This window comes from Rhodococcus sp. NPDC059968 (genome assembly GCF_042738615.1).
In the GTDB taxonomy this organism is placed as follows: Bacteria; Actinomycetota; Actinomycetes; order Mycobacteriales; family Mycobacteriaceae; genus Rhodococcus_F.
Genome location: NZ_JBHWUE010000043.1, coordinates 74,763 through 87,652 on the forward strand (window position 1 = coordinate 74,763; position 12,890 = coordinate 87,652).

Consider the following 12,890-nt stretch of genomic DNA (forward strand, 5'->3'; position numbering starts at 1 on the left):
TTCGCGCCGTGTCGGTTGCCCCTGTCATGATGGACGCCATGTCAGCAGCCGGCGCAGCAGAGGTGACGAGTACCGGTCTCGATCCCGAACAGTCCGCAGCGGTACTCGCTCCCCGGGGCCCGGTGTGTGTGCTGGCGGGGGCCGGAACAGGGAAGACCCGGACCATCACCCGGCGTATCGCGCACCTCGTGGCCAGTGGGCACGTCGCCGCGGGCCAGGTGCTGGCGGTCACGTTCACGGCACGCGCGGCAGGCGAGATGCGCGGCCGGCTGCGCAGCCTGGGGATCGGCGACGGGGGAGCGCAGGTCCAGGCGCGCACGTTCCACGCCGCCGCGCTGCGACAGTTGAGGTACTTCTGGCCGCAGGTGATCGGCGACACGGACTGGCGGCTGCTGGACCGCAAGTACGCGGTCGTGTCGTCCGCCGCCGGACGGGTGGGCTTGTCCACCAGCACGGAGAGCGTCCGCGACCTGGCGAGTGAGATCGAGTGGGCCAAGGCCTCGCTGATCGCGCCCGAGGACTACCCGCGGGCAGTGGCGAAGTTACGCCGGGAGGCGCCGGTCGACGCGGCGAAGGTCGCCGAGGTGTATCACGGCTACGAGCAACTCAAGGCCCGGGGCCAAGACGGGATGCTCCTCGACTTCGACGATCTGCTGCTCCACACGGCGGCGGCACTCGAGGAGCATTCGGCTGTCGCCGAGGAGTTCCGCGACCGGTACCGGTGCTTCGTCGTGGACGAGTATCAGGACGTCACTCCGCTGCAGCAGCGTGTCCTCGACGCCTGGCTCGGGGAGCGGGACGACCTCACCGTCGTCGGCGACGCCAACCAGACCATCTACTCGTTCACGGGCGCCACACCCAATTACCTGCTCGACTTCTCGCGCCGGTTCCCCGAGGCCACCGTCGTGCGCCTCGAGCGCGACTACCGTTCCACCCCCGAGGTCGTGTCGATGGCGAACCGGGTGATCGGAGCGGCCCGCGGCAGGATCGCGGGCACCCGTCTGCAGCTGATCGGTCAACGCGACTCCGGACCGGAGCCGAGTTTCGTCGAGTTCGACGACGAGCCGGCGGAGGCCGCCGGGGTGGCGCGCACGATCAAGCGGCTCATCGCGTCCGGCACTCCGGCCGCGGAGATCGCGGTCCTGTACCGGATCAACGCCCAGTCCGAGGTGCACGAGCAGGCGCTGACGAAGCTCGACATCCCGTACCAGGTGCGGGGCGGTGAGGGATTCTTCACGCGCACCGAGGTGCGTCAGGCGGTGGCGGCGCTGCGGCAGGCCGCGGGTCGCGACGACCTGCCGGATGCGGTCGGCGCCGACCTGGTCACGCTCGTCCGCGCGGTCCTCGCTCCGCTGGGGCTGACGGACGCGGAACCGGCGGGTGCGCAGGCTCGCGAACGGTGGTCGTCGCTGTCGGCGCTGGTCGCGCTCACTGAGGAACAGCTGACCCAGGATCCGGAGTTGACCCTCGACGCGCTGTTGCGCGAACTGAGCCTGCGGGCCGAGGCGCGGCACCCACCCGTCGTGCAGGGTGTGACACTCGCGTCCCTGCACGCCGCCAAGGGACTCGAGTGGGACGCCGTGTTCCTCGTCGGGCTCACCGACGGAACGCTGCCCATCCAGCACGTGCTCGGCGACGCCAACTCGGCACCGGACGAGGCGGCTGTCGAGGAGGAGCGCCGGTTGCTGTACGTCGGCGTGACCCGCGCCCGGGAGCACCTGCAGATGTCGTGGGCGCTGTCCCGGAACGAGGGCGGCCGCAAGTCACGGCGCCGTTCGCGGTTCCTGCACGGACTCATCCCCGAAGATTCACCTGCCTCGCGGATCGCGGCGCCCGTCAAGAGCAACAAGAAGCGTCCGCGGTGCCGGCTGTGCGGAAAACCGCTGATCGGGACGACCGCGACCATGCTCGGTCGCTGCGAGGGGTGCCCGTCGAACGTCGACATGGAACTGCTCGAATCGCTGCGGTCGTGGCGGCTCGAGAAGTCGCGGGAACTGAGTGTCCCGGCGTACGTGGTGTTCAGCGACAACACGTTGACGGCTCTCGCCGAGCAGCGGCCGCAGGACGATCGCGGGCTCGTCGCGATCCCCGGGATCGGGGCGAAGAAGCTCGAGCAGTTCGGCGAGGACGTCCTCGGTGTGATCAAGGGAAGCGGTAGTCGCTGAACGATTCCCACGGGGCAGGGAAGTAGTTCGCATCACTGCAGGTCAAAAATAGGTTGTGCGGTTCTGGAGAATTGCCTACTGTGGTTTCAGTGCGCGGGGAGACCCGTGTGGTTCACATCGGATCGAAAAGAAATGGAGGTGGCAGTGAAATGACGAAGTTCCAAGCACATGAGACGGCAGTCGCTGCTGCCTCCGCACTGTTCGGCATGAACGCGGCGGAAGCGGCACCGGCGATTGCCTGGTCGGCAGCCCGTCGTCGTCCCGCAGCAGCAGTCGAGTCCGTGTATCGGAGTTGTCGAGGAATTCCTCGGTAGATCAACTCCCACCGTCTTTTCAAGGCCACGGACCCGCATCGCGGACCGTGGCCTTTGTAGTTCGAGCACTTTTCCCGCTCGCAGCCTCGGCTCTGGTTCGCACCCACTTCATCGAACCGAAGAGATTGACCGTCGCAATGAGAGCAGAGGAGAAGGACGTGTCTACCGTGACATGCCGAGGAGTATCCGAAACCTCAACCGCCACAAGCGGATTTGTTCAGAAAGTGTCCGCCCGTGGTGACCTGCCCTGCCGGGTCGATGATCCCGACCTGTGGTTTGCGGACTCTCCCACCGAGCTGGAACAGGCGAAGGCGCTGTGCGCGTCCTGCCCGATCCGCTCCCGCTGCCTCGACGCGGCCCTCGATCGGGGTGAGCCGTGGGGCGTGTGGGGTGGGGAGATCTTCGACCAGGGTGTCGTGATCGCCCGCAAGCGCTCCCGGGGACGTCCACGCAAGACGCAGACTCTGGTCTGTGCGTAGAAACCGATACGGGGCGGGAGAATTCGGGCGTTCGCCCGGCCACTCACACGAGTGGGCCGGGCGAACGCCCGTTCTGCGACTTCGGGTCAGACGGTGTCTTCGTCCTCGGGGGCAGGCTCGGCGAACCCGGGGAGCCACCGCGTGAGGATCTCCATGTACGGCGCGTATGCGTCCAGCTGAGCGCAGATTCCCACCGAGCCGACGAGAACCCGGAAGATCATCAGATACTCCGCAGGCAGATTCAGTGCCCGGGCCGTCCGGAACTGCGCACTGTTGAAGTCGGTGGCGGAACCCGCGGCCTTCTGCAGCCAGGAGCGGGTGAAGTGGAACGATTCGGTACGGATCGGGTCGGTGACGGGACGCAGGTAGTCCGCGATCTCCTTGTCGGTGACCGTTCGGCCGGGCAGGACGAATCCGTTGGCGTGCAGCAACTCCGTCAGTTCGTCGAACTGCTCGTGGAGCGCCAGCCGGACCATCGACCCGAGCACCGGGGGAAGGCCGTGCGGAAACGGTGCCGCGGCACCGAAATCGATGACACCGAGGCGGCCGTCGCTGTGCAGCATGAAGTTACCCGGATGCGGGTCGCAGTGAAGCAGGCCGACGCGGGTGGGGGAGGCGAAGTGGAACTCCGCGAGCAATGCGCCCGCGGTATTGCGTTCCTCGGGGGTGCCGTCGGCGATGATGGCCGACAGCGGCTTCGCCGACATCCATTCGGTGACCACCACCTTGGGGGCACTGGCGACCACGTGCGGAATTGCGAACTGCGGATCCCCGTCGTACACCTTGGCGAAGCGGCGCTGATTGTTCGCCTCGATCCGGTAGTCGAGCTCTTCCTCGGTGCGGGCCGTGAACTCGTCGATGACCGGGCGCACGTCGACGCCGGGCATGACCGAGGCGAACAGTCCCGCGAACCGGCCGAGCGTCTTCAGGTCGGCGCGCAGGGCCTCGTCCGCGCCGGGGTACTGAACCTTGACGGCCACGTCGCGACCGTCGGCCCACACCGCGCGGTGCACCTGGCCGATGCTGGCCGATGCGGTCGGGGTGTCGTCGAACGACTGGAACCGGTCACGCCACTTGGTGCCCAGCTGCTGGTCGAGCATTCTGTGGACTGCCCGCGCGGGCAGGGGAGGCGCCTGCGCCTGCAGCTTGTTCAGCGATTCACGGTAGGGCTCCGCGAACTCCTCGGGGATCGCCGCCTCCATGACGCTGAGCGCCTGCCCCAGTTTCATGGCGCCGCCCTTGAGTTCGCCGAGGACCGCGAACAATTGCTCGGCGGCCTTCGCGCTCAGCTGGGCGTCGATCTCGTCCCTGTCGCCGCCGGTCAGCTTCCGGCCGAAGCCCATCGCAGCACGCCCCGCGATCCCCAACGGGATGCTCGCGAGTTTGGCGGTGCGGGCGGAACTCCTGCGGGGGATGTCGGACACCCCACCATCATGCATCATGACCGAAGCCGGTTCGATTCGCCCACGGCGGGTGCCAGATACGTGCAGCTGCAGCTCGCCTGCCGCGGCCAGCGCCGGGTCACCAGCCGGTGCGCGCCGAGATCGATCTCGAGCGTCGTATCGAGGCTGCTGGGCGGCGCGCCTCGCGGGGCGGACAAGACGGCCTCGAGCTGGCCGAGGGCGACTGCGGCCGTGGCCATGATCACGGCGGGGCTCGCGTGCCCGACCGTCCCGAGGAGCTGAGCGGACAGGTGCGGCCAGTCCTCGTCGTACGCGGCGCGGAGAAGGTCGGCGCACCGCAGGCAACTGGTGTGGCCCGGGAGCACCAGCGGGCCGACCACACCGCGACCGTCACGCAGCCGGACCTGCAGGTGCGGTATCCCGTTCTGGACCAGATCCGCGACGAGCCGAGGGTCCGCCACCAGATCGTCCGCGAGCACGACGCACAGGGCGTTCCACCGCCGGACGTCGCCGTCGGCGGAATAACGGAAGGAGCGTGAGACTCGGATGCCGCCGTCCGTGAGTCCGGCCGACACCGCATCCGACAGCGGTCCGCGCCCGTGCACGCGGATCGGGATCGTGTCCGCGACGGGGGACGTGCCGGCGACATCGATCAGACCGGCCCGGTCGAGGTCGCCGAGAAGCTTCGACACGTCCGTGGGTGCCAGGCCGTGCCCGACGGCAGTCCACAGGATGTGCGGCCGCGAGTTCTTCCCGTCGAGCAGTCGGACGACGGCGAGGAGTTGCTCGGTCCGGACACCGGGCGGCGGGGCGAGTACGAGCGCGCGCTCGGGATCCCAGCCGAACTGCACGCGCCCGTCAGGGCGGACGAGTACGGCGATCCGGGGATCGAGAGTGACACCGACGTGAGGTGTGGGCTGGATGGTCACCCGCTGAGGATCGCAGGCCACGACCGGGCATCAGCGCGGAAAAAGCGGGTTGTCCACAGGCCGAAACGCGCTTCGACCTGTGGATTTCCCGCTATCGAAAATTGGTGAGATCAGGAGGTCAGGACTCGGGCTGGTCGTCCTTGCCGGACTTGCCGCGTTCGGCCTCCTCGGCCCGCTCGCGGGCCTCGGTTGCCTCCAGCTGCGCCATCGGATTGTCGAAGTCGCCGCCGTCGCCGCCGCCGAGCACACGTTCGACGAACGAATCCGGGCTGTCGAGATCGGACGAGTCGGGCAACAGGTCGGGGTGGGCCCACACACCGTCACGGGCGTCGACGGTCGACTCGGACGTGAGGCGGGTCCACAGCTGCGCGGCCTCCCGGACCTTACGGGGACGCAGTTCGAGTCCGACGAGCGTCGCGAACGTCTGCTCGGCGGGTCCGCCGGTCGCACGCCGACGGCGCAGCGTCTCGCTGAGGGCCGCGACGCCGGGAAGGCGGTCGTTCAGCGCCGACGCGACGACGACCTCGACCCAGCCCTCGATGAGGGCGAGCAGTGTCTCGAGTCGCTCGAGCGCCTGCTTCTGTTCGGGTGTGGTCTGCGGTTCGAACGCGCCCTGCTGCAGGATGTTCTCGAGCTGCGACGGATCGGTCAGCGCGGACGGGTCGAGTCCCTTCGCCATGTCCTCGATGGCCGAGAAGTCCATCGTGATGCCGCGGGCGTATTCCTCGACGGTGGCGAGGAGACGCTGACGCAGCCACGGGACGTGGCTGTACAGGCGCTGGTAGGCGGCCTCGCGTGCGGCGAGGAAGACGAGGATCTCGCGGTCGGGCTGCTCGAGCCCCTTGCTGAACCGCTCCACCGCGGCGGGGAGCAGTGCGCCCGTGCCTGCCGGACCGAGGGGGAGACCGATGTCGGTGGAGGTGAGCACCTCCTTCGACAGCTGGCCCAGGGCCTGGCCGAGCTGGGAGCCGAACGCGAGGCCACCCATCTGGCTCATCATCCCGATCATCGGGCCTGCCATCTGCTGCGCTTCTTCGGGCAGCCCCTGCACCCACATGCCGGACACCTTCTCCGCGACGGGGTCGCACAGCCGCTTCCAGGTGTCGAGGGTGTTGTCGAGCCAGTCGTTGGGCGTCCACGCGACAGTCTTCGTCGCGCCCGCGGGCAGCGTCGTCGCGGCGTCGAGCCACAGTTCGGCGAGCCGTGAGGCATCGGCGATCGCCTCGGAGTTGCCCTGGGTGATGGGCGCGACGGACCCCATCTGCTGGCGCGCGAGTTTCTTCGCGATCTCGTAGTTGACCGGGCCGGTCTGCTCCCCGGAACCCATCGACGTGCCCATCCCGCTCAGCATCTGGCCGAACTGGGTCAGCATCTGGCCGAGGGAGGCCGGGTCGAAGCCCCCGGCGGGGAAACCACCCGCCCCGAAACCGAAGTCGTCGGAACCGCCCGCGTTCTTGTCGCGGTCGGGCCCGTTCTGATCCCCCGTGTTCTTGTCACGATCGGGATCGTCGTCGGGTTTGGAGAAGCCGAAGGGCGGATTGCTCATGACTCAACGGTACAAGGCGCATGGTTCCGTGGCTGTCCACCACGTCACGCTGACGGCGAACACGCGGACGGCCGACAGCGGCGTCTACGGGTTCGCGCTCTACGCTGGTCCAGGTGAATCGACGGATCGTGACGCTTCTGGCTGCGCTGGCCCCGATCGTGGTACTCGGAATTCTCGGCACGGTGATCAAGGTGCCGTATGTGGCCCTCGGGCCGGGACCCACGTTCAACACGCTCGGCGAAGTGGGTGGTGAGGAAGTCGTCGCCATCGAGGGAACGGAGGTCGACGACACCACCGGCCACCTCAATATGACGACGGTCGCCGTCCGCGACGACCTCAACGTGTTCGAAGCGTTCGGATTGTGGGCCAGTGGGCGGCAGGGCATCGTCCCCCGCGAGGAGGTCTACCCGCCCGACAAGTCGAAGGACGAGGTCAAGCAGGAGAACGACGCCGACTTCCAGCAGTCGGAGGACAGCGCCGAACTCGCCGCACTCCACTTCCTGGGCCAGCCGGTGGACCTGCGGATCGCCAAGGTCGGTGAGGACGGCCCCTCCAACGGACTACTGCGCGAGGGCGACGTCTTGGTGAGTGTCGACGGGAAGCCGGTGTCGACGGTCGGTGGCGTGCAGGAGGCGGTGGCCGATGTGCCCCCGAACACCGAGGTGCCGATCGTGATCCGGCGTGACGGCGCGGAGACGACGGTGCGGGTGGTGCTCGGCGCACGCCCGGACGACGAGTCCAAGGGCTACCTGGGGATCACTCCCGAGGAGATCCCGGACGTCCCGTTCACGATCGACTTCAACCTCGCCGACGTCGGCGGCCCCTCGGCAGGGCTCATGTTCACCCTCGCCGTGATCGACAAACTCAGCCCGGGCGAACTCAACGGTGGCAAGTTCGTAGCCGGCACCGGAACGATCGACTCCGACGGCGACGTCGGCCCCATCGGCGGCATCAAGTACAAGTTGATCGCCGCGGAGGAGGCGGGCGCCGAGACGTTCCTCGTGCCGGCGAAGAACTGCGACGAAGCACGCCAGGGTGCACCCGACGGGCTCCGGCTGGTGAAGGTCGAGAACCTCGACGGAGCCGTCGACGCGCTCGAGGCTATCGATGCCGGAGCCGACGCGCCGCACTGCTGAGCGGTCAGTCCTCCTCGGTCGCGTCGAGGGTGGCGTACAACGCGCTGATGAGATTCGGCGCCAGATCCTCGTAGGTGAGGAGTTCGATCCCGGCGTACGGGTCGGCGTCCTCGTCGGGGCGCAACTGCATCAGGCACAACGACGGTCCGTCGCGCAGCACGGCGGCGATCAACCGGGCGGACCGGCGGTCGGGGTGCGACTCGGCCGCGGCCCGCGCGGCGTCGTCGGCGGCATCGCGATCGGACAGCAGGGGGACGAGTGCGTCGTCGAGATCGGACTCCGCCTCGGGCGGCAGAACGACGATCTCCTGAACGAGGGCGCACCCCACCACGGACTCCGGCCAACTGGTGGTGGCGAGGAACTCGTCGAGTGCGCGCGACCCGCCGTCGATGTCGTCGGGAAACGGATCCTGTTCCACCGGCGTCAATTCCGCGCCGTCGGCGAGTTGGTCGAGCAGGCTCGGTTCGGCGGCCGCGAGCAGTTCGGTCGGGACGAGTGCGAACATCTGGGGCGGCTGATCCCACCCTCCGGCATCGACGAATTCGACCACCTCGCGCACACAGCGGGCGAGGGCGTCCGTCACTCGGTTCACATTCTCTTCACTCACGAGACCCATCTTCGCACCCCCGGAACAGGACCGGCGGCGGCATCTCTCGGTTGTTACGTAGAGTGGGACGAAACGGTCACGCCCTCGCTGTTCGGGTGTGGACGAACGAACGGTGCAGATGATCGCGGCGCGACAGCGTCGCCGAGTTCTTGGAGTGTGGCACGTGGGCATGCGGCCCCCCGCAGGTTTACCGTCGTTGTCCAAACGCAGCCGAGTGCTGCTGGTGCTGGCGCTTGTCGTCGCGGCCCTGTTGCTGGTGGGCCCTCGGCTCATCAGTACCTACACGGACTGGTTGTGGTTCGGTGAGGTCGGATTCCGTGGTGTCTTCACCACGGTCCTCGTCACCCGTCTGCTGCTCTTCCTCGTAGTCGGGGTCGTGGTCGGCGGAATCGTCTGGCTGGCACTGCTGCTCGCCTACCGTTCGCGGCCGGTGTTCGTCCCGGTGTCGGGTCCCAACGATCCGGTGGCGCGGTACCGCACCACGGTGATGACTCGGCTGCGCCTGTTCGGCCTGGCCATTCCGATCGCGGTGGGACTGCTCGCCGGGTTGATCGCCCAGTCCAGCTGGGTGACGGTGCAGTTGTTCATCAACGGCGGCGCGTTCGGCGTCGCCGATCCCGAATTCGGCCTCGACGTCGGCTTCTACACGTTCGATCTGCCGTTCTACCGTTTCGTCCTCAACTGGCTGTTCGTCGCGGTTCTGCTGGCGTTCTTCGCGAGCCTGGTGACGCACTACATCTTCGGCGGTCTCAAGCTGGCGGGCCGGGGCGGGGCACTGACCAATGCGGCGCGAGTCCAGTTGGCGGTGCTCGCGGGAACGTTCATTCTCCTCAAGGCAGTCGCGTACTGGTTCGACCGCTACTCGCTGCTGTCGAGTAGCCGCAAGGAACCCACGTTCACCGGTGGTAGCTACACCGACATGAATGCGGTGCTGCAGGCGAAGCTGATCCTGCTGGCCATCGCGGTCATCTGTGCGGGCGCGTTCTTCGCGGCGATCTTCCTCCGCGATCTGCGGATTCCCGCAATGGCGACAGCTCTTCTCGTGCTCTCCTCGATCCTGGTCGGCGCGGTGTGGCCGCTCGTGGTGGAGCAGTTCTCGGTGCGTCCCAACGCCGCCGACAAGGAGAGCGCGTACATCGAGCGGAACATCGCCGCCACCCGACAGGCATACGGAATCACCGACGACAAGGTCGAGTACCAGGACTATCAGGGGTACGGAACGACGCCGCCGCGGGACGTGCCCGCCGACGTCACGACCATCGAGAACACGCGACTGCTCGATCCGAACATCCTGTCGCGGACGTTCACCCAGCAGCAGCAGTTGAAGAACTTCTACGGTTTCCCGCCGACGCTCGACATCGACCGCTACGACATCGACGGGCAGTTGCGTGACTACATCGTCGCGGCGCGCGAATTGTCGTCCAAGAGCCTGACGGGTAACCAGACCGACTGGATCAACAAGCACACGGTCTACACGCACGGCAACGGGCTGGTCGCGGCCCCCGCGAACCGGGTGAACGCCGCTGCCGGCGAGTCCGCGGAGGAAGCCGCCAACAGTAACAGCGGTTACCCCGTCTATATGGTCAGCGACATCGCCTCGCAGGAGGCGGGTAATCAGGTCATTCCGGTCGAGCAGCCGCGCATCTACTACGGCGAGGTCATCGCCGACACGGACGCCGACTACGCGATCGTCGGCGGATCCGAGGGTTCGGACCCGCGGGAGTACGACACCGACACGTCGCGCTACACGTACACCGGTTCGGGTGGTGTGCCGATCGGCAACTGGTTCAACCGGTTGGCGTTCGCGGCCAAGTACACCGAGCGCAATATCCTGTTCTCCGGTGCCATCGGTTCGGATTCCAAGATCATCTACAACCGGGACCCGCGGGACCGGGTCACGCACGTCGCCCCGTGGCTGACCGCGGACGGCGACTCGTACCCGGCCGTCGTCGACGGCAAGGTCGTGTGGATCGTGGACGCCTACACCACTCTGCAGGACTACCCGTACGCCCAGCGCAGTTCGCTCGACGGACTCGTCGAGGACAGCATCGACCAGAACACCGGCCGCCTGCTGCCCCGTAAGGAGGTGTCCTACATCCGCAACTCGGTGAAGGCCACCGTCGACGCGTACGACGGCACCGTGAAGCTCTACCAGGTGGACCAGAACGATCCGGTGCTCGATGCGTGGATGGGTGTGTTCCCGGATGCGGTTCAGCCGGCGGATTCGATTCCCGACGAGCTGCGTGCGCACTTCCGCTATCCCGAGGACCTGTTCAAGGTGCAGCGAGAGATGCTCGCCAAGTACCACGTGGACGATCCGAAGGAGTTCTTCACCAACAACGCGTTCTGGTCGGTGCCGAGCGATCCCACGATCGACACGAGCGCGAACCAGCCGCCGTACTACGTGCTGGTCGGTGATCCCGAGACCGGGAAACCGTCGTTCAATCTGACCAGTGCGATGGTGGGTTACAGTCGCGAGTTCCTGTCCGCATATCTGTCGGTGAAATCGGATCCGGAGAATTACGGCAAGTTCACGGTGCTCCAGTTGCCGACCGACACGCAGACCCAGGGTCCGCAGCAGACGCAGAACTCGATGATCTCGGATCCACGGGTGGCGTCGGAGAGAACCCTGCTCGAGAGATCGAACAAGATTCAGTACGGCAACCTGCTGACCTTGCCGATCGCGGACGGCGGCATCCTCTACGTCGAACCGATGTATACGGAGCGAAGTTCGACGGGCCCGAACACGTCGACGTTCCCGCAGCTGTCCCGAGTGCTGGTGAGCTACCGCGAGCCACCGCCGAGTAACAGTGTGCGCGTCGGGTACGCCCCGACGTTGGCGCAGGCGCTCGACCAGGTGTTCGGTGCCGGCACGGGCTCGGTGGCGACGGCACCCAGTGCGGAAGAAGGAACGCCTCCGGAGACCGGAGCCACGCCGCCAACCGGTCAGGGTGCGGCACCGGCGCCGACCGCCCCGGCGACACCGCCGTCCGGCACGGATGTCTCGGCGGCCGTGGCGGAGTTGGACGCGTCGCTCGACGCCTTGACGTCGGCGCAGCGCAGCGGTGACTTCGCGGCCTACGGCGCCGCCCTCGCCCGCGTCCAGAAGGCGGTCGCCGCGTACGAGGCGATCCCGAAGTAGAGGCGCTTCAGCCGCAGAGAGAACGAGGCCCTGTCATCCGGTTCGGATGACAGGGCCTCGTTATGTCTGATCGGAAGATCAGCGCAGTGCGTCGACCAACTGCGGGTTGGCGTCCACCAGCTGCTGGAACTGCTGCCCGTAGCCGTTCTGCTCGGCGACCTGACGCGCGGAGTCCAGTGCCTGCTGTGCGGCGGGCTGGACCGGGGCGGGTGCCTGGACCTGAGCCGGAGCCGCGGGGGCGGGAGCCGGGGTGGGCTCCGGAGCGGGTGCGGGAGCCTCGGCGACGCCGCCGCCACCGGTGGACAGGTACTGACCGCACACCGGCCACGCACCCTGGCCCTGCGTCGCGAGAACATTCTCGGCGACGCGGACCTGCTCGGCCTTGCTGGCGCTCGATGCCGAACCGGCGCCGCCGTTGGCCTCCCAGGTGCTCTGCGAGAACTGCAGGCCGCCGTAGTAGCCGTTTCCGGTGTTGATTCCCCAGTTGCCGCCGCTCTCGCACTGGGCGACGCCGTCCCAGTTGTGGGAAGCGGCGGAGGCGGTGCCGGTGCTCAGTCCGAGTGGGACGGCGACGACGGCTCCGGTGACGGCGATCCAGCCGAGGGCACGCTTGCTGATGCTGTGATTGGTCATGCGGGTCAATCCTCTCCGCGCTTGCTGGCGTGGCCGGCCTGCGGGCGACGACGTCAGCGTCGTCACGCCGGGCTGCGATTCTGTGCCGCGTCCCTGCCCCTCGAAGGTTTCGGGGATTCCGAACCCGCGGGGCAGAGCTAGCAGCGGCGGGCCGGCTTTCGCCCGGTTGTTTCGGGCCGAGAGCGACCGTACGGGAGCTTCGCCCGCAGTTCACCTGGCGAAAATGGTGGACAGCTGTCCGGCGTCGACGGCAAATTTTCCTTGTTTGCGCAGGTCAACCGGCCTCGATATCGTTTCGGACCCTATTCGTTACCCCGCTGTTATGTGGTGGGGATCACCACGAATTTGTGCAGCGGCTCACGTCGAAATGGCCGGGAATCGGATCCCGGTGGTGTAGGGCGAGGCCGTGCAATGCAGGAGTGCCCCGCGCGCAGTCGTGGGGCGCCCCGGGCCCCCCCCGCCACTGTGTGGTGGGGGTAAGAGGTACCAGTATCTTTTAAAAAAAAGAACCGGCCGACGAAAATTAGAGTGTATAT

Annotated in this window: 9 protein-coding genes; 4 read left to right on the top strand and 5 right to left on the bottom strand. The window is 67.4% G+C overall.

From position 1 onward, the window contains the following. The first annotated feature begins 26 nt into the window (after positions 1-26). Positions 27-2,165 (top strand): ATP-dependent DNA helicase UvrD2, encoded by a 2,139-nt coding sequence (locus ACFWAY_RS29485; RefSeq protein WP_378513058.1) that lies wholly within the window; start codon positions 27-29, stop codon positions 2,163-2,165. A 451-nt stretch (positions 2,166-2,616) separates the two neighbouring features. Continuing rightward, a complete protein-coding gene (locus tag ACFWAY_RS29490; protein ID WP_378513052.1) occupies positions 2,617-2,958 on the top strand; it encodes a WhiB family transcriptional regulator in 342 nt (113 codons plus the stop codon). A gap of 86 nt (positions 2,959-3,044) precedes the next feature. Here ACFWAY_RS29490 and ACFWAY_RS29495 read toward each other — a convergent pair whose 3' ends face one another. The 3 genes from ACFWAY_RS29495 to ACFWAY_RS29505 all read right to left on the bottom strand — a co-directional run bounded on the left by ACFWAY_RS29495 (position 3,045) and on the right by ACFWAY_RS29505 (position 6,836). Further along, on the bottom strand, positions 3,045-4,400 hold the full coding sequence (locus ACFWAY_RS29495) for an ABC1 kinase family protein (protein ID WP_378450115.1): 1,356 nt from the start codon (positions 4,398-4,400) through the stop codon (positions 3,045-3,047). After that, complete coding sequence (locus ACFWAY_RS29500) at positions 4,397-5,290, bottom strand: hypothetical protein (RefSeq protein ID WP_378450116.1); 894 nt, start codon at positions 5,288-5,290, stop codon at positions 4,397-4,399. The genes ACFWAY_RS29495 and ACFWAY_RS29500 overlap by 4 nt, the downstream gene beginning before the upstream one ends. Positions 5,291-5,408: 118 nt before the next feature. After that, positions 5,409-6,836, bottom strand: coding sequence for a zinc-dependent metalloprotease (locus ACFWAY_RS29505; RefSeq protein WP_378513053.1), 1,428 nt, complete (start codon positions 6,834-6,836; stop codon positions 5,409-5,411). Between the two features lie 113 nt (positions 6,837-6,949). On the opposite strand from ACFWAY_RS29505, the gene ACFWAY_RS29510 reads away from it, so the two are divergent. After that, positions 6,950-7,972 (top strand): PDZ domain-containing protein, encoded by a 1,023-nt coding sequence (locus ACFWAY_RS29510; protein WP_378513054.1) that lies wholly within the window; start codon positions 6,950-6,952, stop codon positions 7,970-7,972. Between the two features lie 4 nt (positions 7,973-7,976). Here ACFWAY_RS29510 and ACFWAY_RS29515 read toward each other — a convergent pair whose 3' ends face one another. Continuing rightward, entirely contained in the window at positions 7,977-8,588 is a 612-nt protein-coding gene (locus ACFWAY_RS29515; protein ID WP_378513055.1) for a PPA1309 family protein, read from the bottom strand. Positions 8,589-8,742: 154 nt separating this feature from the next. On the opposite strand from ACFWAY_RS29515, the gene ACFWAY_RS29520 reads away from it, so the two are divergent. After that, positions 8,743-11,721, top strand: a complete 2,979-nt coding sequence (locus ACFWAY_RS29520) for a UPF0182 family protein (protein WP_378450120.1) — start codon at positions 8,743-8,745, stop codon at positions 11,719-11,721. Between the two features lie 78 nt (positions 11,722-11,799). Here the strand turns inward: ACFWAY_RS29520 and ACFWAY_RS29525 are convergent, their stop codons facing one another. Then, positions 11,800-12,354: a transglycosylase family protein gene (locus tag ACFWAY_RS29525; protein ID WP_378513056.1), complete on the bottom strand. Its 555-nt coding sequence runs from the start codon at positions 12,352-12,354 to the stop codon at positions 11,800-11,802. Positions 12,355-12,890: the final 536 nt, after the last annotated feature.

Bases quoted from the DNA above. Each gene is read 5' to 3' on its own strand.
- ACFWAY_RS29490 (WP_378513052.1), top strand. From the start codon at position 2,617: ATGAGAGCAGAGGAGAAGGACGTGTCTACCGTGACATGCCGAGGAGTA.
- ACFWAY_RS29485 (WP_378513058.1), top strand. From the start codon at position 27: ATGATGGACGCCATGTCAGCAGCCGGCGCAGCAGAGGTGACGAGTACC.
- ACFWAY_RS29525 (WP_378513056.1), bottom strand. From the start codon at position 12,354: ATGACCAATCACAGCATCAGCAAGCGTGCCCTCGGCTGGATCGCCGTC.
- ACFWAY_RS29515 (WP_378513055.1), bottom strand. From the start codon at position 8,588: ATGGGTCTCGTGAGTGAAGAGAATGTGAACCGAGTGACGGACGCCCTC.
- ACFWAY_RS29495 (WP_378450115.1), bottom strand. From the start codon at position 4,400: ATGATGCATGATGGTGGGGTGTCCGACATCCCCCGCAGGAGTTCCGCC.
- ACFWAY_RS29505 (WP_378513053.1), bottom strand. From the start codon at position 6,836: ATGAGCAATCCGCCCTTCGGCTTCTCCAAACCCGACGACGATCCCGAT.